This window comes from Ruegeria sp. HKCCA5463, from assembly GCF_013034175.1.
GTDB lineage: Bacteria > Pseudomonadota > Alphaproteobacteria > Rhodobacterales > Rhodobacteraceae > Ruegeria.
On sequence record NZ_WQFL01000002.1, the window covers coordinates 311,849 to 337,346 of the forward strand.

20 protein-coding genes are annotated in these 25,498 nt (G+C 59.8%); 13 read left to right on the top strand and 7 right to left on the bottom strand.

Features of this window, described 5'->3' with window-relative positions; translation table 11 throughout:
• Nucleotides 1–23: 23 nt before the first annotated feature.
• Nucleotides 24–5,450: an alpha-2-macroglobulin family protein gene (locus GOW09_RS07580; RefSeq protein WP_171117045.1), complete on the bottom strand. Its 5,427-nt coding sequence runs from the start codon at nt 5,448–5,450 to the stop codon at nt 24–26.
• 116 nt (nt 5,451–5,566) lie between these two features.
• Here GOW09_RS07580 and GOW09_RS07585 point away from each other — a divergent pair, with 116 nt between their 5' ends.
• The gene (locus GOW09_RS07585) at nt 5,567–7,825 is read left to right on the top strand and encodes a response regulator (RefSeq protein WP_171117047.1); all 2,259 of its coding nucleotides are present in this window, start codon (nt 5,567–5,569) and stop codon (nt 7,823–7,825) included.
• 90 nt (nt 7,826–7,915) lie between these two features.
• Here the strand turns inward: GOW09_RS07585 and yaaA are convergent, their stop codons facing one another.
• The 3 genes from yaaA to GOW09_RS07600 all read right to left on the bottom strand — a co-directional run bounded on the left by yaaA (nt 7,916) and on the right by GOW09_RS07600 (nt 11,123).
• Nucleotides 7,916–8,686 (bottom strand): peroxide stress protein YaaA, encoded by a 771-nt coding sequence (gene yaaA / locus GOW09_RS07590; protein ID WP_171117049.1) that lies wholly within the window; start codon nt 8,684–8,686, stop codon nt 7,916–7,918.
• A gap of 33 nt (nt 8,687–8,719) precedes the next feature.
• Nucleotides 8,720–10,759 carry a DNA helicase RecQ gene (recQ, locus tag GOW09_RS07595; protein ID WP_171117051.1) on the bottom strand — a complete coding sequence of 680 codons (2,040 nt, stop codon included), beginning with the start codon at nt 10,757–10,759 and terminating at the stop codon, nt 8,720–8,722.
• Nucleotides 10,760–10,835: 76 nt separating this feature from the next.
• On the bottom strand, nt 10,836–11,123 hold the full coding sequence (locus tag GOW09_RS07600) for a YggT family protein (protein ID WP_005980077.1): 288 nt from the start codon (nt 11,121–11,123) through the stop codon (nt 10,836–10,838).
• A gap of 128 nt (nt 11,124–11,251) precedes the next feature.
• Between GOW09_RS07600 and GOW09_RS07605 the strand changes: the two genes are divergently transcribed.
• The 10 genes from GOW09_RS07605 (at nt 11,252) to smpB (ending at nt 19,468) form a co-directional block, all read left to right on the top strand.
• Nucleotides 11,252–12,619 carry an MFS transporter gene (locus tag GOW09_RS07605; protein ID WP_171117052.1) on the top strand — a complete coding sequence of 456 codons (1,368 nt, stop codon included), beginning with the start codon at nt 11,252–11,254 and terminating at the stop codon, nt 12,617–12,619.
• The gene (gene mepA / locus GOW09_RS07610; RefSeq protein WP_171117055.1) at nt 12,616–13,479 is read left to right on the top strand and encodes a penicillin-insensitive murein endopeptidase; all 864 of its coding nucleotides are present in this window, start codon (nt 12,616–12,618) and stop codon (nt 13,477–13,479) included. The genes GOW09_RS07605 and mepA overlap by 4 nt, the downstream gene beginning before the upstream one ends.
• Nucleotides 13,452–14,336, top strand: coding sequence for an esterase-like activity of phytase family protein (locus tag GOW09_RS07615; protein WP_171117057.1), 885 nt, complete (start codon nt 13,452–13,454; stop codon nt 14,334–14,336). The genes mepA and GOW09_RS07615 overlap by 28 nt, the downstream gene beginning before the upstream one ends.
• A gap of 91 nt (nt 14,337–14,427) precedes the next feature.
• Nucleotides 14,428–15,072 carry a queuosine precursor transporter gene (locus GOW09_RS07620; protein WP_171117059.1) on the top strand — a complete coding sequence of 215 codons (645 nt, stop codon included), beginning with the start codon at nt 14,428–14,430 and terminating at the stop codon, nt 15,070–15,072.
• A 264-nt stretch (nt 15,073–15,336) separates the two neighbouring features.
• Nucleotides 15,337–15,756: an alternative ribosome rescue aminoacyl-tRNA hydrolase ArfB gene (gene arfB / locus GOW09_RS07625; RefSeq protein ID WP_171117060.1), complete on the top strand. Its 420-nt coding sequence runs from the start codon at nt 15,337–15,339 to the stop codon at nt 15,754–15,756.
• A gap of 60 nt (nt 15,757–15,816) precedes the next feature.
• On the top strand, nt 15,817–16,563 hold the full coding sequence (locus tag GOW09_RS07630) for an SDR family oxidoreductase (RefSeq protein WP_171117063.1): 747 nt from the start codon (nt 15,817–15,819) through the stop codon (nt 16,561–16,563).
• An 82-nt stretch (nt 16,564–16,645) separates the two neighbouring features.
• Nucleotides 16,646–17,662: a P1 family peptidase gene (locus tag GOW09_RS07635; RefSeq protein WP_171117065.1), complete on the top strand. Its 1,017-nt coding sequence runs from the start codon at nt 16,646–16,648 to the stop codon at nt 17,660–17,662.
• A gap of 113 nt (nt 17,663–17,775) precedes the next feature.
• On the top strand, nt 17,776–18,189 hold the full coding sequence (locus tag GOW09_RS07640; RefSeq protein ID WP_170346757.1) for a cytochrome c family protein: 414 nt from the start codon (nt 17,776–17,778) through the stop codon (nt 18,187–18,189).
• Between the two features lie 201 nt (nt 18,190–18,390).
• Nucleotides 18,391–18,933: an isopentenyl-diphosphate Delta-isomerase gene (gene idi / locus GOW09_RS07645; RefSeq protein ID WP_171117067.1), complete on the top strand. Its 543-nt coding sequence runs from the start codon at nt 18,391–18,393 to the stop codon at nt 18,931–18,933.
• 58 nt (nt 18,934–18,991) lie between these two features.
• Complete coding sequence (smpB, locus tag GOW09_RS07650) at nt 18,992–19,468, top strand: SsrA-binding protein SmpB (protein WP_171117069.1); 477 nt, start codon at nt 18,992–18,994, stop codon at nt 19,466–19,468.
• Here smpB and glpK read toward each other — a convergent pair.
• From glpK to panB, 3 genes are all read right to left on the bottom strand, one after another.
• On the bottom strand, nt 19,465–20,943 hold the full coding sequence (gene glpK / locus GOW09_RS07655; RefSeq protein ID WP_171117071.1) for a glycerol kinase GlpK: 1,479 nt from the start codon (nt 20,941–20,943) through the stop codon (nt 19,465–19,467). The two genes, smpB and glpK, sit on opposite strands and share 4 nt — an antisense overlap.
• Nucleotides 20,944–21,012: 69 nt before the next feature.
• Nucleotides 21,013–21,864 (bottom strand): pantoate--beta-alanine ligase, encoded by an 852-nt coding sequence (panC, locus tag GOW09_RS07660; RefSeq protein WP_170346753.1) that lies wholly within the window; start codon nt 21,862–21,864, stop codon nt 21,013–21,015.
• Nucleotides 21,861–22,700: a 3-methyl-2-oxobutanoate hydroxymethyltransferase gene (gene panB, locus GOW09_RS07665; RefSeq protein WP_171117073.1), complete on the bottom strand. Its 840-nt coding sequence runs from the start codon at nt 22,698–22,700 to the stop codon at nt 21,861–21,863. The genes panC and panB overlap by 4 nt, the downstream gene beginning before the upstream one ends.
• Before the next feature lie 169 nt (nt 22,701–22,869).
• Between panB and GOW09_RS07670 the strand changes: the two genes are divergently transcribed.
• Together GOW09_RS07670 and GOW09_RS07675 are read left to right on the top strand one after the other, a co-directional pair.
• Entirely contained in the window at nt 22,870–24,357 is a 1,488-nt protein-coding gene (locus tag GOW09_RS07670) for an ABC transporter substrate-binding protein (RefSeq protein ID WP_171117075.1), read from the top strand.
• Between the two features lie 110 nt (nt 24,358–24,467).
• Complete coding sequence (locus GOW09_RS07675; RefSeq protein WP_371808031.1) at nt 24,468–25,490, top strand: hypothetical protein; 1,023 nt, start codon at nt 24,468–24,470, stop codon at nt 25,488–25,490.
• The last annotated feature ends 8 nt before the right edge of the window (nt 25,491–25,498 follow it).

Genomic DNA, 25,498 nt, shown 5'->3' on the forward strand with positions numbered 1-25,498 from the left:
ACAAGGGTATGGCGCAAGGCCGGTCACTGGATCTCGACCTGTCCGGTAGATGTCCGCGCCCGGTTCCGCGGGCGGTACATGTCCTCGACCGAGGCCGCCGGATGATGGAAGACGCCAGGTTTCACGGCGCGCGCCACGTAGGCCAGCGTCACGGTTTCACGACCGGATAAATCAACGGCGGCCAGGAATCGGTCCGAGCGGAACTCGGTATGGGTGGCGTCGGACAGATCCAGCCAGTCCAGCGATCGGACATCGCCCGAGCGCAGCAGGCTTGGGTTATCAATCTCGATCCCGGCGGCCAGTGGATCGTTCACCATCAGCCGCGCGCCGCCGTTTTCGAACGGTGTTATTTGCAATACGGTGACGAACCGATCACCCACGGCAAAGCTGTCTGAATCGATCAGATCACCATCCATCGAGTAATACCGCCGTTCGATTGCATAGCCGGTGCCGCCTGCCTCGGGAGGAACCTCAGGGATGCCTGTGACCGTCAAGGTGATATCCGTCGCCTGATCGTCGGCGGCCGTGACGTTGATCTCGTCCGCCTGTCCGGATTGCAGAACTTTCACGAACGGACCGGAAACCGGCGCCCCGTTGACCATCAAGCCCGATCCCGTTGGGTCAGACACAAGCGCGTGCGCCGCCAGCAATGACCACGTGGCCTCCTGAGTGGACAGCGGCGTGCGGCCCGTGCTCACCCATTGGATCAAAGCATCGCGGTCAATCGCCTCGCTGCCCGCGTCCACTGCAAGGCTCAACAAGCCCGCTGCATCCCGAAGTTGGGTGCCGTAGTCAGCGCGCCAGACGTTCTGTTGCTGGTTCTGTTGCCGATCCAGCATCCGCGCGGCACGGTTGAACATCGCATCCGCGCGGGTCTGGTCGCCGTAAGAGGCCAGAGCTGCGCCCAATTGCGCCGCCGCCAGAGGGGTGTCGAAGGCATCCCCTTTGACATCCGCGTAATAGCGCAGATTGCCCATCGAGGCCGCGCCTTCCCGCGCAAGAACCATCAGGGCATAGGCGATGTCCTGACCGCCTTCGTCGAAATCAGGCGCGTAATTGACCCTGTTCCGAAGATTGTCCATCGCCTGAGAAAACGCCCGGTCCGGCACGGGATGCCCCTGAATGCGGGCACGGGACAGGAAATCGGTCACATAGGCGTCCAGCCAGAAATCCCCGCTGTCTGCGCGCCACAGGCCAAAGGCGCCGTTTGCGGCCTGACGGGTCAGGATACTGCGGATCGAATCGGCGATGCGTTGATCTACAACCGGGCCATCCCCCAGCCCCATGGCTTGCGCAACGGATGACAGGTACAGCAACGGCAGCGCTTTGCTGGTGATCTGTTCGGTGCAGCCATAGGGGTAATGGTTCAGCTGATCCAGCAGACCGGGCGTGTCGAATTTGGCCAACGCTCCGGCGGACAGGATGGCCTTGGCTGAACCCGGCTGGAACCCGTCAAACACATCCTGTGAAAACAGGAAGCTATCGCCTGCGCCCAAGGCAAAACGCCGCGTCTGTGCAATCACCGGATCATTGGCCCGCACCGGCATTCGCAGGGTTTGCGACAGGTCGCGCCCATCAGGTGTGGTGATCGATACGCTGATTTCAGGATCGCCGATGGCGCTGGCCGTGATCGGGATCTCGAAAACCGCCTTGCCACCGTCCTCCAGCACAAAGCTGGCCGGTGCCGCGCCCAGTTCCAAACCATCGGAGGCGGTCAGGCCAAGTGCCATTTCTCCGGGTGTGGCATCTGCATGGACGATCTCAAGACGCATCCGGCTTTGATCGCCCGGGGCAAGGAAGCGCGGAAGGCTGGCGGTGACGACCACCGGGTCGCGGACGATCATTTCAGCCTCGGCCTGACCGACGGCTTTGCGCGACCACGCGACGGCCATCAACCGGACGGTTCCGTTGAAGGCGGGAAGGGGAATGTCGATCTCAACCTCTCCATCCGCGCCGATCTCGACCGGGCCACTGAACACGGCCATCAGGTCTTGTGTCGGTGGCGGAGACTGGCGTCGCATCCCGCTGTCATTGTCGCCGCCCGAGCGCACTGTGCCCATGGCTCCGTTCATGCCGTCGATCAGTCGCCCGTAGACATCCCGCAGATCAACACCCAGGCGGCGTTGCCCGAAATAGTATCCTTGCGGGTCCGGGCTTTTGAACCCGGTGAGGTTAAGAATGCCCACGTCGACGGCGGCCAGCGTCAGCCAGACCGGTTCGTCGTCCACGGTATTTTCGACCCTGATACGGGCTTTTTGCGTCTGACGAGGTGCGGTGACCTCGGGCACATCGACAATTACGGAAAGTCTGCGGTCCCCTGGATCGATGCTGGCATGGGCCACGCCCATCGCCCGCGCCGGGTTCCGACCGGCTGCAACATCCATTGGGCGGATCACGGTTGCGGTGACATAAGCCCCGGGGCCCCAATCCTGGGTCACCTCAATCGGGATCAGAGTTTCCCCTTCGGGCAGCTCCACGATCTGGCGATGGATCAGACGGTTCGAAAGGACTTCGATCTGAGCGACACCGGCCATGCGGGGCACGATCCGCAACTGCGCCGTATCCCCGATGCGATAACTGTCGCGATCCAAAGACATTTCAAGCCGGTCCGGCGTGGTCGATGCATCGGCGGCCTGATACCAGCCCGCATAGAAATCGACGGCGGTTTCGGAATATGTTCCGTCAACTCGCTGCACCACCAGTTCATAGCGCCCCCATTCCACCGGTTGGGTCAGCATCAGAGGGTCAGAGGAGACGTCTACCTCGCCGGTGGCGACACGGCTGCGGCGCGTTGTCGGTTCCCAGTTCCAGTCGCCGTGAAGCTGGTACCACTGATAGCGCGTTTCTATCTTGTTCAGCGTCCAGCGGAGACGCATAGGAATGGGCGTCAGCTCAGGAGACAGGCCAACGATCTCGAACGCAGCCTCGGTGCCTTCCGCGATGACTTCGTCGAACAGGGGTTTGACACCAATAACAGGGTGCGGCGGCAGGACGGGCGCGGTCAGGCGACGCTCGACCGGGCGGCCCGAGCCATCCGCCAGCCGGGCGACGATTTCGGCCTCGATTGGCTTTCCTTCAGTCTCTAACACGGGGATTTTGACCGCCATGGTCGCGTGCCCGGTTGCGTCTGTGCGCGTGTCTCCGAAATATGTGCTCTTGATCGAGGTTTCTGCATCATAGCGGCCAAAGCGATACCCGTCGTAGCCCGGGACCGTGTCCGCCGGGCGTGCGATGACCTGCCCGTCGATGCTCAGGTCCGACCCCGGCGCTCCAAACAGATAGCGCGCGTCGATCGCGAGCGGTGGACTGTCGCCGGGGCGCAAGGGTGCGTCGGGCAGGGTCAGTTCGAAATCGATACGCTCGGGCAGGAAATCCTCGACAAGAACGGTCTGACGCGCCAGCGCATCGCCCTTGGGATCGGATTTGATTTCAATCTTCCATGCGCCGCGCGGTACGTCTGCGGCCACGGGCAGGGCAAAGACATGGCCCCCGGCAACACCGCCATCCGAGACAGACCGGCGGTATTCCACCCCGTCCGGGCGATACAGGATCGCCGTCAGAGGCAGGCCCTCGATGGCCTGCGCCTTGCCATCGCGGGACAGGGCGGTGACATGGATCACTTCGCCGGCCCTATAGGCACCTCGGTCGGTGGTCAGGAAGACATCGACCGGCCCCGCCGGTGCGCGCCCTTCAACGCTGCGATCCGACAGGTCAAAGGCAGGATCGGTCAGCGAGAGAAAGCTGAAATCCCTATCATCGATTGCCGCCGTCACCAGAGCAGGCGCGCTGGCCCCTTTGCCGCGTGTCAGGCCCGGATCGAACCTAACATAGCCGGTTTCATCGGTCTGTGCCGATGCGATGACAGCATTCGCCCCAGTGACCAGCGAAACTTCGACACCTTCGCGCGGTGTCGCGTCGCTTAGCCCGCGCACGGTCACGTGCAGCCCGTCAGTGCCCAGGGCGGTGCTGATCCCCAGATCAGAAAGCACAAACCATTGCGTTGCGCCGGGATCGTTATAGGGATCGGCCCCCGGAACGCGGGCGGTCAATGCATAGATACCCGCAGGTTGATCCGAGATCGCTTCGGCCATGGGAAGACGTGCCGTCATGGTCTGGTTCAACTGGTTTGAAACCTCGGCAGTACCCGTCCAGATGTCCTGGGCAATCTGGTCCGAGAATTCTTCCTCCTGCCATTCGCTGAGCGGGCGGCCGAAAAAGTCCTGTTGCACGGCCCGCAACAGGTTCCGGTCGCTGACCCGCCGCAGTGTCAGGTCAAGTTCGGTGACATTGACAGTTTCGACGGGCAAGGCCGCGTCGGCAGATTTCGGAAGGACATAGCTGCGCCCGGGAAACCGAACCGAAGGCGTCCGGTCGCGTACATAATGGATCAGTTCGATGCTGCGATTCAGTGCTTCGCCCGAGGCGGCAGGCAAGCCTTCGCGCAATGTCAGGCGATAACGCTGGCCATGCGAGACCCCATCGATGCAAAGCTGGGTGTCCTCGGCCTGCACGACCAGCCCGTCGGCGTCACGTTGAACGAAGGGATCATAGTCGACCCCGGCCTTGACCAGCGATTCCGAGAATTCGAAACAGATCCTGGGGGCTGCCGCATCGCTTTCGACCGAGCTGTCGACCACGCGGAAACCGTATTTGCCGATGGCTTTGTCCAATGCGGTCAGCACGTCTTCACGCGGCTGCACCTGCTCGGCCAGTTGAAGAACGGGAATCATGTCGCGCCCGCGCTCAACCTCTTCCAGGGCGTCCGCAAGGGTCATCAGGGCAGCGATCTGGGTGCCGGGGGTTTCGGCGCGCAGATAGCCATTGATCGACGCATTCAGCGCGCGGTTGCGCAGGTCGCGCCGCTCGTTCCAACCCGAAGGGTTCATGGCCAGCAGCAGGCGCGCATATTCCACCCAAAGATCCGCGCTGTCGCTGAGCGATACGGCCACACCGGTCCACTGCATCGCTTGTGCGACACTGCCCGTGTCGCGCGCCGCATCCAGAACGGCCTGAAGGTCATACCCCCCTGACGGGTGCAGGAATCCCAGATCGCGGGCTTGTTTTCTTGCGTGCACCAGATCGTCAGAACTCAGGACGCTCAGTGCTTTTGCGCGCGTTTTTCCCAAGGTTAGGGTCTGTTCGCTGCTTGGCACCTTTTGCGCGGACAATGCGCCTTGATACGCCTCTTGTCGGTTCACGCCACTTTTGGGAAAGCAGGCATCGGATCGGGTGTTGTAGGTGAACGCCGTACATTGCGCGTTGGCCGAGCAGGCCTGAATACAGGACTTCAGATCGGTGTCGAACAACGGATCCAGATCCGACCCGTAAAAATCCGTGTCCCGAGAGGTGACATAGCGGAACTCGGGCACCGCACTCTGCGCCAGAACGGCAGCGGGAAGGATCAGAAGGAAAACTAAGTAAGTTATTGAAATAAAAACAAAGCGGTGCATCGTGCTCTCCTCTTTGCGCTCAACCTTGCATGGCGCGCGCCTGTAGCGCAACGGCTTAAAGAGTTTTTCATTCCCTGTCGCGATGCTGAGATCCGAACGTCCCGGAATCGATCAAAATGAGTCTTGCAAACAAACTGGCACAGGAACGGCGTGCGCGTCTGGCAGCCGAACGAATGCTTGCCTTGAAACAGGCCGAACTTTCGGCCGCCAATCGCAAACTGGGCCAACACGCCATGGCGTTGACCAGGCGCATTGGTGAAACTCAGGCCGAAGTCGAAACCGTTCGTGGCGAAAACGAAAAGGTCAAATCCGATCTCACCGTCGCTCATGCCAAGATCGAGATTGCCGAACGCCGCCTTTGGCATTCGATCCAGACGATTCAGGACGGGTTTGCATTCTTTGACGGCGACAGCAGGCTCATCAGCGCAAACGCTGCGTATCTCAGCGTGTTTGAAGGGCTGGATGAGGTGGCGCCAGGGATTTCCTACCAGCGCATTCTGCAATTGCTGACCACCGAAGGAATTGTCGATACCGGTGACGAAACTGCCGAGGAATGGCAGGCCAGAATGCAGGCACGCTGGAATCGGGCCAATCCACCTCCGATCGTCATGCAATTGTGGAACGGTCACTACATCCGCCTGATCGATCAGCGTGGCAGCGGCGGTGACGTGGTCAGCCTGGCGCTCAACATCACCGCGTCGGTCCGGCACGAAACAGAACTGAAGGCTGCCCGCGAACGGGCGGAAGCAGCCAACAGGGCCAAATCAGCATTTCTCGCCAATATGAGCCACGAAATCCGCACGCCGATGAATGGTATCGTGGGTATGGCCGAACTGCTTGATGAATCTCCGCTGGACGAAGAACAGCGGCTCTATGTCAACACCATCCGCAATTCGGGTGAGGCATTGTTGGTTATCATCAACGACGTGCTTGATTACTCCAAGATCGAGGCGGACAAATTGGTTTTGCACCCTGAACCCTTCGATCTGGAGCGCTGCATTCTTGAAGTCGCAATGCTGTTGCAGCCAAGCGTGCGCGACAAGGGGCTCACGTTGCTTGTGGATTACGACCTGTTCCTGCCCACCCTTTTCGTGGGCGATCCGGGCCGAATACGGCAGGTTCTGACCAATCTGGTCGGCAACGCAGTCAAATTCACCACGGAAGGGCATGTCCTGGTCCGTGTGACAGGCGTTCCGCATGCTCAGGCTCAGACATGCGGCATCCATGTTGCCATCGAAGATACCGGCATCGGTATCGATGCGGACAAGATCAACCACGTTTTTGGTGAGTTCAATCAGGTCGAAGATGAACGCAATCGTCAATTTGAAGGTACCGGGTTGGGTCTTGCGATCACCAGGCGCCTGATCACCATGATGGGCGGTTCAGTCTGGGTCGAAAGCGAACCGGGTCGGGGATCCTGTTTCGGGTTCAGGGTGTCGCTGCCCACGGCAGAAGGCCCACAGCCCGAGCCTCCGAAACTGGCGGATTGCGTGAAACACGTCATGGTGGTCGAGGATCTGGCCGTAAACCGGGCCATTCTGGCGAAACAACTTGGCCGTTTGGGGGCCGAAGTGACGGTTTGCGCATCAGGGGCCGAGGCGCTGGCAGAAATGCATGACGCGATTGAACTTGTCCTGTGCGATCATGATCTGCCGGATATGGATGGCTTGGATCTTGCCGTCACCCTCAAAGACCGTGGGTGGGGCGACGCTTCGATCATCGTGATGTCTGCAAATCCATCTCTGATCCACACGCACCCAGCCCGCGAACTGATCGACGGTGTGTTGCAGAAGCCGATCCCCAGGGCCGAGTTGTATTCCAGGCTCGTGGCTCTCAAGGACATCCCGCCGCCAGAACGTCGTTCGACGCAGCGAAAACCCGTCTCTGACGGCCGAGAAACCAAGGTCTTGGAAACAAGGCGCATGAAGGTACTTGCGGCCGAGGACAATCTTACCAACCAGCTGATCCTGAAAAAGATGGTCAAAGACCTGCATATAGATCTGCGATTTGCGTCCAATGGAATAGAAGCCGTCGAGATCTTTCAGGAATTTGACCCGGACTTGATCTTCATGGACATATCGATGCCAAAAATGGACGGCAAACAGGCCACTGCTGAAATCCGCAGGCTTGAGGTCGAAACAGGGCGTCATGTCCCGATCGTCGCCTTGACGGCTCATGCAATGGCCGGTGACGATCAGGGCATCCTGTCCGCGGGGTTGGATCACTACATGACGAAACCGCTGCGCAAAAACCACATTCATCAAATGATCCTGCAACACCAACCGGATGGCGTAAGCGAAGTCATGGACAATCACCTCGCCCAGAAGCATGCACCCATGTGTGACCGCAAACAGGATCCCACTTCATCTGGCTGAAAATATCCCGGGGAGCGCGAGGGGCTGGCCCCTCGCCCGGACCCACGGCCCAAAACCGTGGAAGGAAGTATCGATCAGGCTGTCAGGGTCTCAGGCCGAATAAGGTCGAACAAAGACAGGTTTATCCTTTTCCGACAGGTCAGCACGATACGCGTAACCACCCGTATCGAAATCCAGCAAGGCATCGGGGTCGGTCAGGCGGTGGTGAATGACATATCGCGCCATTGCACCACGCGCCTTTTTGGCAAAGAAACTCACGATTTTCGGAGTGCCGTTTTTGTCTTCCATGAACACTGGCGAGATGACGCGCAATTTCAGCGCGTTCGGGTCCACGGCGCCGAAATACTCCTGACTGGCGCAGTTGATCAGAACGTCGCTGCCGATCATGTTGCCTTGTGCGTTCAGAGCTTTGCTGAGCTGGTCGCGCCAAAACTCGTAAAGGTTTTTGCCGCGCCGTGTTTTCAGCTTGCTGCCCATCTCCAGCCTGTAGGGCTGTATCGCATCGAGTGGCCGCAAGACACCATAGAGACCTGAGAGGATGCGCAGATGATCCTGTGCCCATGCCAGTTCGTCAGGATCGAGCGAAGCTGCTTCCAGACCCTGATAGGTGTCCCCCGCAAAGGCCAGCGCGGCAGGGCGCGTTGCATCAGCGTCTGGCATGTCGGAAAAAGCACGATAGCGATCGCGGTTCAGGCGCGCCAGATCATCGCTCAGACCCATCAGCTTTTTCAGATCGCCAAGGGTCAGATTGCGCGCGGTTTTGGACAGTCTGATCGCATCATCCTGAAAATCGGGCTGTGTGACTTCAACGTCCCGCTCTGTCCAGTCCAGCCGTTTGGCCGGGGAAATCACTACCAGCATACCTGCCCTCTTTCCTTACCTGTCCCGGCGTATCTAGCCCGCCTCACGCAGCACGTCCAGAAAGGCGGTGCCAAACCTTTCGTGACGCCGGTCGCCCAGCACCTGTTCAAGCCCGCGCAGGTCATCCGGGCGCATCTGTGCCACCTTTGCCAGTTGCGAGGCCGAGCAGGTCAGAGGCTTGTCTATCCCGTCGGGACCGCGGGACAATTGGGACTGTACTTCCAGCAAGCGGTCAAAGATGTCGCCCTGATCGCGACCGGCCAGCTTGCGGCGCGCCGGGTGCAACGCCTGGGCCTCGCCGGCGATCACTTCAAGGAAGGTGTCGCCATACCGTTCCAGCTTCTTGGCGCCGACGCCGCCAATCCGGGCCATCTCGTCCAGCGTCAAGGGGCGCTTTTCCGCCATTTCGATCAGGGTGCGATCCGGAAAAATGACATAGGCCGGGACCCGAGCGGATTCTGCCAAAGCGCGTCTTTTGGCCTTGAGAGCCGACAGCAAGGGCGCATCTTCATCGGACACCATGGCTTTCACGGCGGGGCGACGGGTTGCCTTGCGCAGGGCGTCCTTGCGCAGGTTGATCTTTGCCTCGCCCTTGAGAATAGGTTTGGCGGCCTCGGTCATGCGCAAGGCCCCGTGGCGTTCGGGGTCGGGGCGCACCAGATCGTGCCCCATCATCTGGCGGAATATCGCCTGCCATTGCGCGCGCGACCAGTCCTTGCCGATGCCCCAGGTGGACAGACCATCATGACGACGGGCGCGGATCTTGTCGGTCTCGTTCCCCAGAAGGATGTCGATCAGATGACCGCTGCCAAACCATTCCTCGGTGCGAAGAATCGCGGACAAGGCCATTCGGACAGGTGTTGTGCCATCAAATACTTCGGGCGGTGTATCGCACAGGTCGCATTTGCCGCAGGGTGCCGCCTGTTCCCCGAAATAGCCCAGCAGGGTCTGGCGGCGGCAGTGCAGCGCCTCGGCCAACCCCAGCAGCGCGTTCAACCGCGCATGATCCGCCATGCGGCGTTCGGGTGGTGCCAGCCCCTCGTCAATCTGGGACCGCCGCAAACGTATATCGTCGGGGCCGAACAGGGTCAGGGTCTCGGCCGGCCCGCCATCGCGGCCGGCGCGGCCGATTTCCTGGTAATAGGCCTCGATGGATTTCGGCAGGTCCGCATGGGCGACCCAGCGGATGTCGGGCTTGTCGATGCCCATGCCGAAGGCCACGGTGGCCACCACGATCAGCCCGTCCTCGCGCGCGAAGCGGGTTTCGACGATGCGGCGGTCTTCGGCCTCCATCCCGCCGTGATAGTGGCAGGCGCTGTGGCCCTGTTCGCGCAGCGCCTGCGCCAGAACTTCGGTCTTGTTGCGGGTGCCGCAATAAATGATGCCCGACTGGCCTCGGCGGGCGTCCGCGAAATCCAGGATCTGCCTGCGCGGGCTGTCCTTGGCGGCAAAGGCCAGGTGGATATTCGGCCGGTCGAAGCCCCGCAGAAACTTGCGCGGGGGTGTGCCGTCGAACAGTTTCTCGACGATTTCGTCCTGTGTTTCCGCATCCGCCGTGGCGGTGAAGGCGGCCAAGGGCACGTTCAGCGCGCGCCGTAGCTCTCCGATCCGTAAATAATCAGGGCGGAAATCATGGCCCCACTGGCTGACGCAATGGGCCTCGTCCACCGCGATTAGGCTGACATTGATCCGCCGCAACACGCCCAGTGCCGACCCGGCGGCCAGCCGTTCGGGCGCCATGTAAAGCAGTTTCAGCCGCCCGGCTTCGAGCGCCGCCCACACGGCATCTGTTTCCTCGGGGGTGTTGCCCGAGGTCAGCGCGCCGGCTTCGACCCCGGCTTCTTGCAGCCCCCGCACCTGATCGCGCATCAGGGCGATCAGCGGCGAAATCACTACCGTGACCCCGTCGCGCAGCAGGGCAGGCAGTTGATAACACAGGGATTTGCCGCCGCCCGTGGGCATGATCGCCAGCACGTTCTGGCCGGCGGTTACGGCATCGACGATCTCTTCCTGCCCGGGGCGGAATTCATCGAATCCAAAGACATCTCGCAGCAGAGGCGCGGCGTCGAACATGTGCGTGGGTGCCCTGTTTCAAGATTTGACTGCTCTTGAAAGGACAATCACACAGTCGGAATCGGGGAACAAGAGGTCAGTAGAAATAGACCGCGTTGTTGATCAGGATGATCCGCAGCGCATAGACCCCGATCAGCACCACCAGCGGCGTCAGGTCCAGACCGCCCATGTTGGGCAGGATACGCCGGATCGGGCCATAAATAGGCTCTAACAGGCGGTTCAGCCCGTACCAGATTTGCGCGACCAGCTGTTGGTGCAGGTTGAGCACCTGAAAGTTGATCAGCCAGCTCATGATCACATGGGCCAGGATGATGAACCAGACAATGTCCAGGATCAGCAGCAGGATTTGGATCAGCGACAGCATGGGTTCTCCGTATTCTAGTTGGCCGAGACCTAAGCACCATGGCGACAAAGAGCAAGTGTCTGGCACTCAACGCTTGCGATTTGAATTAAAGCCCAGTCATATAATCGCAACGATAAACAGGGGCAAAGATGGCAGAGATTTCCAAGCGCAGGCGCATCTGGGGCTGGTGGTTCTTTGACTGGGCCAGCCAGCCCTATCATACCCTTCTGGTCACCTTTGTCTTTGGCCCATACTTCGCAGGCGTCGCCGCCGGGTATTTCACTAATGAAGGGCTGGATGCGCAGGCGGCTGCGGCGCGCGCGCAGACTGTTTGGGCGAACTGTCTGACGATCACCGGGTTGATCATCGCTTTTGGCGCGCCGCTGCTGGGGGCGATGGCGGATGTTTCGGGGCGGCGTATCCCGTGGATATTTGCCTTTTCGGTCATGTATGCGGTCGGGTCTGCGGCGCTTTGGTATACGATGCCCGATGGCTCGAACATGTGGTTGATGCTGTCGGCTTTTGGTTTCGGCTTCGTAGGTGCGGAATATGCGCTGATCTTCATCAACTCGCAGCTACCCGATCTGGGCGATGACAGCGAAGTGGGCGAGATCTCGGGCTCTGGCTTTGCCTTTGGCTATTTTGGAGGGCTGATTTCGCTGGCGATCATGCTGGCGCTGTTTGTGGAACAGCCAAACGGCAAAACCCTGATCGGGATGGTGCCCGCCTTTGGTCTGGATGCCGCCACCCGGGAAGGCACGCGTTTTGTCGGCCCATTTACGGCAATCTGGTTCATTCTGTTCATGGTGCCGTACTTCCTTTGGGTCCGCGAAGATGCGGCGACAGACAGGAAAGGAAGCGTGGGTGAGGCGCTGCGCCTGTTGTCGAAATCAGTGTCTAACTTGCGCTATCGCGTCAGTCTGGCCAGTTACCTCGGTTCGTCCATGTTCTATCGCGACGCACTTAACGGGCTGTACAGTTTTGGTGGTGTCTATGCGCGGCTGGTGTTGGAATGGGATCTGATCAAGATCGGAGTATTCGGGATCGTCAGCGTTCTCGCTTCGGCCGTTTTTGCGTGGATCGGGGGGAAGGCAGACAAGAAATACGGCCCGAAACCAGTGATATTGGTGGCGATCTGGGTATTGATTTTTGTCTGCGTCACAGTGGTGTCGATGGACCGGACGCAGATCTACGGCATCGGCCTGCCTGACGGATCCAACCTGCCTGACCTGGTCTTCTTTGGCTGTGGTGTGCTGATCGGTGGCATGGGAGGCATTCTGCAATCGGCCAGCCGTTCGATGATGGTGCGCCACACCGACCCCGAAACCCCGGTCGAAAGCTTTGGTCTTTATGGTCTGTCGGGGCGCGCGACCGCTTTTGCGGCCCCGTTGTTGATCGGGATTGCAACAACCGCAACCGGCAGTGCGCGTCTAGGGGTGTCACCAATCATTCTGTTGTTTATTCTGGGTCTATTCCTGATGCGCTGGGTCAGACCTGAAGGGGATCAGAGCAGATGATTTTACTACGTTTTTTGGCACTATTGGTAATAACCGCGCTGGCGAATACGGCATCAGCGCAGCCCTTGGCAAAGCAGTTGTTCGGGGCACAGAAGGTAAGCTCGCAACAAAAAGCAGCGGCGTTCGGCAGTTATTCGCGCGGATGTGCGGCCGGATCGGTTCAATTGCCCGAGACCGGGCCCACGTGGCAGGCAATGCGGCTGTCGCGCAATCGCAACTGGGGGCACCCCGAAGCGATCGATTACGTGCAGGACCTCAGCCGGTTTGCAGCGAAACAGCCGGGTTGGAACGGTCTCTATATCGGGGATATCAGCCAGCCGCGGGGCGGGCCAATGACTTCGGGCCACCGCTCGCACCAGCTGGGGTTGGATATCGATATCTGGATGCTTCCGGGTGACAACATGCGCCTGTCGCGCAAGGCGCGCGAGAATATTTCGTCCATATCGCTGCGCCGCTCGAACGGTGCCTATGTCAACAGCAACTGGACCAAACAGCACCACGCGGTACTGCGCGAAGCCGCCAAGGACAAGCGCGTGGCACGTATCTTCGTTTTCCCCGGGGCTAAGGTTCAGATGTGCAACGATGAAAAAGGCAACCGGGCCTACCTGCGCAAGATCAGGCCCTGGTGGGGGCATCACTACCACTTTCACGTACGCCTGAAATGCCCAAGAGGATCAAAGGGATGCGTCAACCAGGATGCACCACCCAAGGGCGATGGCTGTGCCGAGGCGCAACAATGGGTGCGTAACATCCTGAACCCGCCGCCGCCCGATCCGAACGCGCCGCCGCCCAAGAAACGCCGGGAATATGTGCTGGCCGATTTGCCGAAACAATGCGCCTCAGTCTTGCAATCCAAGTAGGTGCGGCACTGTTTCTGGCCACGGCGGCCCCTGGAGTGGATGTAAAAACCGCCACACATCAAAGCAGTTTTGCATGGCGTGACAAGGCGGATTGGTTCGGTGGATTCTCGGCGCTGCTCATTTCGGACAATGGGCAGCAGATGATGGCGCTGAGCGACCGGGCACGGTTGGTGACGGCGCGCATTGACCGTCTTGATGGCGAGATCACCGGCATTCGCATTCTGGGGCAATGGCCGGTTCTGTCCAGCAACGGGCATCTTATGTCTGGCGGCGTTGGCGATTCCGAGGGGATTGCGGCGGCTCCTGACGGTGGATTCTATATCTCATTCGAAGGGGTGCACCGCGTCGCCCATTACCCCGCACCGGGCACGAAGGCGCGTGTATTGCCACGCCCGCAGGCATTTCAGCATCTCGCCGACAACGGGTCCTTTGAAGGTCTGGCCATCGACAGGCGCGGGCGGCTGTATACGCTGCCGGAAACGAACCGCACCTCGGACGGAGATATTCCCGTCTATCGCTGGAATGGCCAAACCTGGTCGACCCCATTTGTTCTGCCCCAGCGTGGTTGGTTCAAACCGGTTGCCGCTGATTTCGGTCCTGATGGGCGGTTCTACGTGTTGGAGCGAAACCTCACGGCAATCGGATTTCGCTCGCGCCTGCGGCGATGGGATCTGACAGGCGACGTGCCAAACGCCGAGGAAACCCTGTTCGAAACCGGAACCGGCGCGCATGACAACCTCGAAGGTTTGTCGATCTGGCGGGATGATCGGGGACGTTTGCGGGCCACGATGATCTCGGATGACAACTTTCTGGCACTGCAACGGACCGAGTTGGTCGAGTATCTGCTGCCCGATTGACACGCGGCAGATGAAGGTCTAAACGCACAGCCTGCCTTGGGACGGTCCCTTGGCCAAGTCGCCGCTACCTTGTCAAAACGGGCATCAAAAAATGCAACGCAACTTTATTCCCGGCATTCTTGCCATGGCCGCCATCGTCGTGGCCTCGAACATCCTGGTCCAGTTCCTGATCTTTGACGGGCTGTTGACCTGGGGTGCCTTCACCTATCCGCTGGCCTTTCTGGTCACCGACATCATGAACCGCGTCTATGGCGTGGGCCCGGCCCGCAAGGTCGTGTTCGCCGGCTTCGTAACCGGCGTGATCTGCTCGCTGATCGGCAGCCAGATCATGCTGCAGGGCGACGGCTTCACCTACGCCGCCGTGCCGTTGCGCATCGCCGTGGCTTCGGGAACCGCGTTCCTGATCGCGCAGCTGACCGACGTCACCGTGTTCAACGCCATGCGTGAAGGCCGCTGGTGGCGCGCGCCGCTGGTGTCCACACTGGTCGGGTCGGCGCTGGATACAGCGATCTTCTTCACAATCGCGTTCTCGGCTTCGGTGACCGTCTTCGGCGCCGATGCGGATGCGGCCATCAACTGGGCGTGGGAGCCCGTGCCCTTCATGCTGTCAGGCCCCGAGGCGCCCCTGTGGGTGACGCTGGCCTTTGCCGACTGGCTGGTGAAGCTGTCGCTGGCCCTGGTCGCGCTGATCCCCTTCAAGGTGATCGTCGCACGACTGACCGCACGGCCCGCGTAAAAAAACGCTTTGAGAGTGGCACAAGTTGTGTCACCATCCTTTTCAACCGCAACAGATAGAAAAGGAGGTGATCCAGTGTCGAGAAAGAGATTGGAGAGAGGTGTCGGAACAACCGGGGGGAAAGCCTGCTAGGGCAGCCCTTGGCGTAGCGTTCGCTCCGGCTGGTCGATTGATCTAACTGACCCGACCTCCTGAACTTTCGAAGGGCCGTCCCAAAAGGGGCGGCCCTTTCTGTTTCCACCCGTGCCCTGTAAGGTCGGGCCCATGTTGCGCATCACCGACGATATCATCTTGCAAGACTGGGAAATGACCGAAAGCTTCATGCGTTCCTCCGGTCCAGGTGGGCAGAATGTGAACAAGGTCTCGACCGCGGTCGAGCTGAGGTTCGAGGCCGCGCGCTCACCCTCGCTGCCCGATCCGGTCAAGGCGCGGCTGAAACGGCTGGCCGGGCGCCGATGGACCAAGGATGGCGCGATCATCATTCAATGCGAAGAAACACGTTCCCAAGCCCGCAACAGGGAAATTGCGCGAACAAGGCTGGCCGAGCTGATCGGCAAGGCGCTGGTCAAACCCAAGCGGCGCATCGCGACGAAACCCACCTATGGTTCGGTCAAACGCAGGCTTGCGGCGAAAAAGGCGCGGGGCGACGTCAAGGCGCTGCGCGGCAAGGTGTCCGAAGATTGATCTGGCATCTCGTCCGGGCGTTGATAGTCTGGCCTGCAAAAGGTGCAGGAGAGTAACACCATGAGGCTGGAGGGAAAAACCGCAATCGTCACTGGCGGTGCATCCGGGTTTGGTGCGGGGATCGTAAGGAAGTTCCTGGCCGAAGGCGCGCGTGTCATGATCGCTGACATCAATGGCGATGCTGCGCATGAACTCGCAACCCGGCTTGGGTCCGAGGCGGTTGCCCAGCAGGTCGATGTAGGCGAGGGCGCTTCGGTTCAAAAGATGGCGGATGCGGCTTTCTCAACCTTCGGCCATCTGGACATCCTTGTGAACAATGCCGGTGTGACCCACCTGCCAACGCCGCTGGAGGAGGTCAGCGAAGCGGATTTCGACCGTGTTTTCAACGTGAACATGAAATCCGTCTATCTGACCGCCCGCGCATTGGTTCCACCCATGAAGGCGCGCGGGGCGGGTTCAATACTGAATGTTGCTTCAACCGCGGGCCTGTCACCGCGCCCGAACCTGAACTGGTACAACGCTTCCAAGGGCTGGATGATCACCGCAACCAAAACGATGGCGGTCGAGCTCGCCCCGTCCGGCGTGCGGGTGAACGCGATCTGCCCGGTTGCCGGGGAAACGCCGCTATTGAAATCCTTCATGGGCGAGGATACGCCCGAAATCCGTGCCAAATTCCTGTCGACCATCCCGTTGGGCCGCTTCTCAACCCCCGAAGATATGGCCAATGCCGCCTGTTTCCTGTGTTCGGACGAGGCCAGCATGATCACCGGCGCCGCGCTCGAGGTGGACGGAGGCCGATGCATCTGATCCGCTCTTCATCTGGCCAAAAATATCCCCGCCGGAGGCAGCGCGCGCCAGCGCGCTTTCCCGCTCAACCGCCGAGGCTTGCATGATCCCCGGACCCAGAAACCTGATCACGGATGTCCCCGGTCTGAAGGTCGGCAACGCACAGAGCGCAACTTTGAAATCAGGCGTCACCGTCCTGACCGGCGCGCAACCACTCCGCGCCTCGGTGCACGTGATGGGTGGCGCACCCGGCACGCGCGAGACAGATTTGCTGGCCGCCGACAAGACCGTTGACCAGGTGGATGCGATCGTGCTTTCGGGCGGGTCGGCCTTCGGGCTGGATGCCTGTTCGGGCGTCATGGACGCGCTGCATGCCCAAGGCCGCGGGTTTAAGGTGGGTTCCGCCGTGGTGCCGATCGTGCCCGGGGCAATCCTGTTCGACCTGCTGAATGGCGGCGACAAGGCGTGGCACGAGAATCCCTATCGCGCATTGGGCCGCGCGGCGTTCGAATCCGCGTCGGACCGGTTCGAACTCGGAACTGCAGGTGCAGGAACCGGGGCTTTGACCGCGATGCACAAAGGCGGGTTGGGTTCGGCCTCGGTTGTTTTGGACAGTGGTGTTACCGTTGGCGCATTGGTCGCGGTCAATCCGCTGGGCAGTGTCACCACGCCGGGTGACAGGCATTTCTGGGCAGCCCCCTTTGAAGTGGGCGGCGAATTTGGTGGGTTGGGGCCTGATTCCAATGCCGGACTTGGCCAACCAACGGTCAGTCGCAAGGCGCAGGTGATGCAGTCCGCGAACCCGGACAAGGCCAATACCACGATTGCCATCGTTGCGACGGATGTGGCCCTGACCAAACCGCAATGTCAGAGACTGGCCGTTGCCGCCCATGACGGTATTGCCCGCGCCATTGTACCCGCCCACACGCCGGGGGATGGTGATCTGGTATTCGGGGTCAGCACGGGCGCGCGGGGTGTCGCCACCGACACCGAACCAGGTGTCATCGGGCATGCGGCCTCGCTGTGCCTGGCGCGAGCTATTGCGCGCGCCGTGTATCTTGCGACTCCGGCCGCGGGCGATCTGTTGCCTTGCTGGTCCGAGGTACATGACAAAAGTTAAGGACAGCCTATTTGTCGCAGTGGCACAGTGAACGCGCGCGGCAATCTGCGCGTTGACTCTTTTTTGCGCCGACGGTCCATTCGGTGCAGCCAATTTGTATCGGAGCAAAAGCTATGAATCGCATCCTCGCTACCGCAATCGTCGGCCTTCTGGCCCTTCCTGCCTATGCTGAAGGCGACGCTGAGGCGGGCAAGAAAACCTTCAACAAGTGCAAGTCCTGCCACATGATCGCTGACCCGGCAGGCGAAGTGATCGTCAAGGGTGGCAAAACCGGCCCCAACCTCTATGGAATCGCTGGCCGCACCGCCGGTACCGTTGAGGGTTTCAAGTACGGAGACAGCATCGTTGCCGCCGGTGAGAAGGGTCTGGTCTGGGACGAGACTACTTTTGTCGAGTATGCTCAGGACCCCAAGGCATTTTTGAAATCCTATCTGGATGACACGTCTGCCAAATCGAAAATGACCTTCAAGCTGAAAAAGGGCGGTGAAGACGTCTATGCCTATATCGCAAGCGTGTCGGGTGAATAACACCTGATACTGTGCACCAATGCACAAGGACCAAAGGCCGCAGCCCCTGCGGCCTTTGGTGCGATTGATAACAGTGTGGAACAGCGACACTTTGGTATATGACGGCGGATCGCGAAAAAACGCCGCAACGCCAAGCCCGTCCGGCAACAGCTATAATCAAAATCAGGGCTCGTCAGGCGGATTGGCAGCAGGAGAGGACAGATGGGTATCATGATCCCAGCTTGGGTCAATGGTGAGTTGACCCCTGTAGACAAGCTTGAAGTTCACGAAAAAGGACTCAAGCACAAGGCTGTGTCGGTTTTTGTCGTACGGGGCACCGAGATCCTGTTGCAGCGTCGGGCGCTGGGAAAGTACCACACGCCCGGCCTTTGGGCGAACACCTGCTGCACGCATCCCGATTGGGACGAAAGCTCGTCCACCTGTGCCGTGCGCCGCCTGCGTGAAGAGCTGGGGATCACGGGCCTCTATCCCGAATACCGACACCGGCTGGAATACCACGCCGATGTGGGCAACAGCATGGTGGAAAACGAGGTTGTCGACGTCTTTCTGGCCCATGTCCGCGGTCCGCTGAAAATCGCGCCCAACCCGGATGAAGTCATGGATATCCGTTGGATCGACTATCATGATCTGTTGGCCGAGGTGAAACGCCACCCGGACCGGTTTACGCCCTGGTTGAAGATATATCTTCACAACCACGCGGACACGATTTTTGGCCCGGATCTGATCATTTCTGCCAAATCATGACCTCGGCTGGAAATCCGTGCCTTGCAAGGGCGGCGCAAGCCGCCTAAATCAACGCGTCATGGCCAAGCAGAAGACAGACCCGAATTACAAAGTGATCGCCGAAAACCGGCGCGCCCGCTTCGATTATGCCATCGAGGACGACATCGAATGCGGTATCGTTCTGCAAGGATCCGAGGTCAAATCCCTGCGCGCGGGTGGCTCCAACATCGCGGAAAGCTATGCCACCGTCGATGACGGTGAGCTGTGGCTGGTCAACAGCTATATCGCCCCATACGAGCAGGCCAAAGTGTTCAGGCACGAAGAACGCCGCCGTCGCAAGCTGCTGGTGTCGCGCAAACAGATGTCCGATTTGTGGAATGCAACCCAGCGCAAGGGCATGACACTGGTGCCGTTGGTTTTGTATTTCAACCACAAGGGGTTGGCCAAAATCAAGATCGGCATCGCCAAGGGTAAGAAAACCCATGACAAGCGCGAAACCCAGGCCAAGCGCGATTGGTCACGGCAGAAACAACGCTTGTTGAAAGACCACAGCTAGAACGCCATCGCTGCCTGTACCGCGCGTTGCCAACGGTCATAAGCCGCATCGCGGTCGGCTTGGTCCTGCGTTGGCTCGAACCGGCGATCCAGCGCCCATGTTTCCGCAAACCCGACCTGATCCGGATAAATACCGGCTTTCATGCCTGCCAGCCATGCGGCGCCCAGGGCTGTCGTTTCTTGCATGACCGGGCGATCCACAGGCGCGCCAAGACAGTTCGACAGGCCTTGCATGGTCCAGTCAGACGCGGCCATCCCGCCATCGACGCGCAGGATGACATCGGCATCGGCCCCCCAGTCGCCCTGCATGGCGTGCCACAGGTCGCGGGTCTGGAAGGCGATGCTTTCCAGCGTGGCGCGGGCGATCTCGGCCCGGCCGGAATTGCGCGTCAGCCCGAACAGCGCTCCGCGACAGTCAGGTTTCCAATAAGGCGCCCCGAGGCCGGTGAAGGCGGGCACAAGCACCACATGCTGGTTCGGATCAGCCCGAGCCGCCAGTTCGCCGCTTTGTGGCGCCGCATCGATGATCTGCAACGCGTCGCGCAGCCATTGCACTGCGGCCCCCGCGATAAAGATCGACCCTTCCAGCGCATAAGTTCGCCGGCCGTCCAGTTGATAAGCGATCGTCGTCAGCAGGCGGTTTTTCGACTGAACCGGCTGTGCGCCTGTGTTCAGCAGCGCAAAGCAGCCCGTGCCATAGGTTGATTTCATCATACCGGGCTGGAAACAGGCCTGCCCGATGGTGGCGGCTTGCTGGTCGCCTGCAACGCCCAGAATGGGAATGTCGCCCCCGAACAAAGTGGTGGTTCCGAAATCCGCGGCGCAATCCTTTACTTCGGGCAAAAGGTTCAGGGGCACGTCCAGCAGGTCGCAAATCTCGGCGCTCCACGTGCCTGAGTGAATGTCGAACAGCAGGGTACGGGCGGCGTTGGTGGCATCGGTTGCATGAACACGGCCTTCGGTCAGCCGCCAGATCAGGAAACTGTCGATCGTGCCGAACAGCAGGTCTCCGGCTTCTGCCCGCGCGCGGGCACCCGAAACGGTATCCAGCAGCCATTTGACCTTGGTGCCCGAGAAATAGGGATCCAGCAACAGACCGGTCTGAGCGGTAACGTCATCCTCGCACCCGGCCTGTTTGTAGCGGGCGCAGATATCGGCGGTGCGGCGGTCCTGCCAGACGATGGCATTGTGGATGGCCTTGCCGGTCTGTTTGTCCCAGACGACCGTCGTTTCGCGCTGGTTGGTGATGCCGATACCGGCAATCTGATCCGCTGAAATGCCGGTGGTTTCCATCACCTCACGGCACACATGCAGAACGCTGGACCAGATATCCTCGGGGTCGTGTTCAACCCAGCCTTCCTGCGGGAAGTGCTGGGGAAACTCCTGCTGGGCAGTGCCGACAGGCCGCATCTGCGCGTCAAACAGAATGGCGCGCGAAGACGTAGTGCCTTGATCGATTGCCAGAATATGGGTCATTTCCGCTCTCCCCCGGTATCGTTTTGCCGGACTTTAGCGCAAACAATGGCGCAGGGGCCAGTGCAGAAATCAGGCCGGGTTGACAGGGATATTGTCGATCAGGCGGACGCCGTCGGCCCAGGCCGTGACGAACAGGCGGGCGGGCTGGGTGGCGCTGGACAGGCTTTCCAGTGTCTCGGCACAGCGCAGGTCGACATACTCGACTTCGGAAAACCCGACCTTCAGCAGGGTTTCCTTTGCATCCTGCGCCAGTTTGGCAAAGTCTGCGCCCTTGGCCAGATCGTCGGCCACCTGTTGCATGACGCCGTTCATTTGTTCTGCGACCTTCAACCCTTGGGGGGAAAGAAGAAGATTGCGCGACGACATCGCCAGGCCCGAGGGTTCACGTACGGTCGGGCAGCCGATCACCTCGATGGGGATATTCAGATCACGCGCCATCCGGCGGACAACCAGCAGCTGTTGATAGTCTTTTTCCCCGAAATAGGCTCGATCCGCCTGTGTTTGCAGGAACAGCTTGGCGACCACCGTGGCCACGCCTTCGAAATGTCCGGGGCGGAAGGGGCCTTCCATCACGTCGGTCAGACCGGCGACCGATACCGTCGTCGAAAACCCTTCCGGATAGATTTCCTGCGGGTCCGGTACATAGATCGCATCCACACCATACGGGGCCAGCTTTTGGGCGTCTTCATGCTCGGTGCGGGGGTAATTTGCCAGGTCTTCGGGATTGTTGAACTGCTTGGGGTTCACAAAAATCGTCACGATCACCCGGTCGCAGCCCTGTTTCGCCGCCTGTGCCAGTGACAAATGCCCCTCGTGCAGCGCACCCATGGTCGGAACCACGCCGATGGTCTCACCGTTTCGATGCCAAGTGGTGGTTTTGGCACGCAGCTCGGCCAGAGAGCGCAGAATCGGTGCGGTCATGTCTTTTGTCCTTTGGCCGGAGCCTGATCGGCAAAGACATGTTCGTCCGCCGGGAAGGTCCGCGCGCGGACTTCGGCCGCGTATTCCGCAATGGCCACTTCGGCCAACGGACCAAGCTCGGCATAGCGTTTGACGAATTTGGGTTTGAAGGCGGTGAAAAAGCCCACCATGTCGTCCACGACCAAAATCTGCCCGTCACAGCCCGCAGATGCACCGATGCCGATGGTCGGGATCGCAATCTCTTCGGTGATCTGGTTGGCCAGACCTTGGGGCACTTTCTCCAGAACGACCGAGAACGCGCCAGCCTCGGTCACGGCGCGGGCGTCTGCCATGACGGCTTCAGCCTGCTCGTCCCGGCCCTGCACCTTGTAGCCGCCCAGCGTATTGATCGACTGCGGCGTCAGTCCGATATGAGCCATCACCGGAATGCCTCGTTTCACCAGAAAGCGGATGGTTTCAGCCATTTCCACCCCGCCTTCCAGTTTGACCGCGCCGGCATTTGTGTGCGCCATCAGGCGTGCGGCGTTACGAAAGGCCTGTGCCGGGCTTTCTTCATAACTTCCGAAAGGCATGTCGATGACCATCATCGCACTTTTCAGGCCGCGTGATACGGCCTGACCATGCAGGATCATCATCTCTATCGTGACCCCCAGCGTGGATTCCAGCCCGTGCAGCACCATGCCGACGCTGTCACCGACGAGCACAAAATCGCAATGCGCGTCCATCAGGCGCGCCATTGGCGTGGTATAGGCGGTCAAAGAGACCAGAGGTTCGCCGCCTTTTCGGGCGCGAATGTCCTCGGCGTTCGGGGCTTTCTTGCGGGCGGTGGCGCTCATGGATCGCTCCTGCAGTATTATGTTGCAGTGCGGCATAGCAGATCGGGAGGGGCCGAAGAAACCCCGGTTGCGCGAACATTCCCTTGATTGACCTGAGGTTTACAGGAAGACTGTCAGTAAAATGGCCCTGAAAACAAGGGCACAACCCATTTCAGTAGGGAGAGTTCACATGACAAAATTCCTGTTCCGGACATTTGCATCGACCCTGGCCGTAGGGGCCAGCCTGCTTGCCACGCAGGCTTTGGCCAAGTCGGACATCACCATTGCGATGCAGCTTGAGCCTCCGCATCTGGACCCGACAAGCGCCGCGGCGCAAGCCATCGACTCGGTGGTTTACACCAATATCTTCGAAGGCCTGACACGTTTCATGGGCGACGGCTCGGTCGTGCCCGGATTGGCGGAAAGCTGGGAGATTTCCGAAGACGGGACGGTCTATACCTTTAACCTGCATGACGGGGTGACCTTCCATGATGGCACCACCATGGACGCCGAGGATGTCAAATTCAGCCTTGACCGCGCAACCGCGGAAGACAGCGCCAACGCGCAGAAGGCCCTGTTTGCCGGTATCGAAACCGTCGAGGTCGTCGACCCGTTGACTGTGAAAGTCACCCTGTCAGAGCCGAACGGAAATTTCCTGTTCAACCTGGCCTGGGGGGATGCGGTCATCGTCGCGCCGGAAAGCATAGACAACATCAAGACCAACCCGGTTGGTACCGGTGCCTATACCTTTGGAAACTGGGTGCAGGGCGACAGTATCACGCTGAACCGAAACCCCGATTACTGGGGCGAACAGCCCGCATTAGAGACTGCAACGTTCAAGTTCATCTCGGACCCGACTGCCGCTTTTGCCGCCATGATGGCCGAGGATGTCGACGTGTTTGACAACTTCCCGGCGCCGGAAAACCTGCCCCAGTTCGAGGCCGACCCGCGCTTTCAGGTCCTTGTGGGGTCGACCGAAGGTGAGACGATCCTGTCTACCAACAACAAGCAACTTCCGTTTGATGATATCCTTGTTCGTCAGGCATTGGCCCATGCCATTGACCGGCAGGCGATCATCGACGGCGCAATGTTTGGCTATGGCACGCCGATCGGAACCCACTTTGCGCCGCACAATCCGGCTTACGTCGATCTGACCGCGCAATCCGCTTACGACCCCGAAAAAGCCAGAGAGTTGCTGGCCGAGGCGGGATTCGCAAATGGGTTCGAGACCACATTGCATTTGCCCCCGCCGTCTTACGCCCGTCGTGGGGGCGAAATCATAGCGGCGCAGCTGGCCGAGGTCGGCATCACGGCCGAGATCATCAATGTGGAATGGGCCCAATGGCTGGAATCCGTGTTCAAGGGCAAGGAATTCGGTCTGACCATCGTCAGCCATACCGAGCCTATGGATATCGGTATTTATGCGCGGCCTGATTATTACTTTCAGTATGACAGCACGGATTTTCAGGCGCTGATGGACACTCTGAACACCACCACCGACCCCGAAGAACGCACCCGTTTGCTGGGTGAGGCGCAGCGCCTGATCGCAAGCGACTATGTCAATGGCTACCTGTTCCAGTTGGCCAAACTGGGCGTTGCGAAAGTCGGCGTTCAGGGCCTTTGGGAGAACGCGCCCACCGCTGCAATCGATCTGACTCAGATCAGCTGGTCCGAGTAATGTTACAGCCCGGGCCGCGCCGGGCGGCCCGGACCTTCCATTGTGTCAGGGTGTTCTCACGTATGTTCTTGCTCCGTGCCATTCCCGTCTTGGTTTTAGGTTTTTTCCTGGTGTTCGGTTCTTCTGTCGCGGCCACGGCGCAGAATGTGTTGGGGGGCCGGCTGGATGCTCTGCCCGGAACGCCCGAGAATCCGTTGAGTGTTGGGATTGGCATTCGCATCGACCAGATCACCGGTGTTGATCAAAAGGCCGAAAACTATGGCGCGGTTGTGGTCTTGCGGGTGGAATGGACCGATCCGGCGCTGGCGTTTGATCCCAAGGAACTGGGGAGGGATATCAGGGTCTTCAACCCGCCCGACCTTGCCAATCATGCGGCAAGTATCGGGTCCGTTCTGCCGGCTTTTGTCATTCACAATCAGCAGTCCAACAAGTGGATCCACGAATCCGCCGCATCCCTGCGTTACGACGGGCGGGTGCTGTATGTCGAAAAATCGTCTCTTACACTCCAGGCGCCTCATTTCGATTTCCGAAAATACCCGTTCGACACGCAGGAGTTTCATTTCGAGGTCGTTTCGGTCTTTCCCTCTGAATACGTCACTTACCATCCGTTGAACGAATTCTCGGGCCTCGGAGATCAGCTGGGCGAAGAAGAATGGATTCTGAACAATGCACGGTTGGAAACATCCAGGGTCTTGGGTCTATCCGGCAAAGAAAGCGATCAGGTCGCGCTTGTTTTTGAGGGCAATCGACATCTGACCTATTACGTCATTCGGGTTTTCCTGCCGATGCTTGTCTTGATCTCGGTCGGCTGGGCGCTGTTTTTTCTGGATGAATACCGCCGGAGGATCGAGATTGCGGGCGGCAACCTGCTGGTCTTCGTCGCGTTCAACTGGGCAATATCCGCAGATCTGCCCAAGCTGGGTTATCTGACTTTTCTGGATTTTGTCCTTCAGTGTATGTTCCTGATGACCGGGGCGCTGATCGTGTTCAACGTCGCGCTGCGACGATTGAAAGTGTCCGGCAAGGAGGGGGCGGCGCGCACTTTGGACAATTATGCGATCAAGTGGATCTATCCACTGGGCTATGCCGCGATCGTTGCCTATGCGGTTTCCGCTTTCCTTCTGGTGCCTTAGACGCTGGA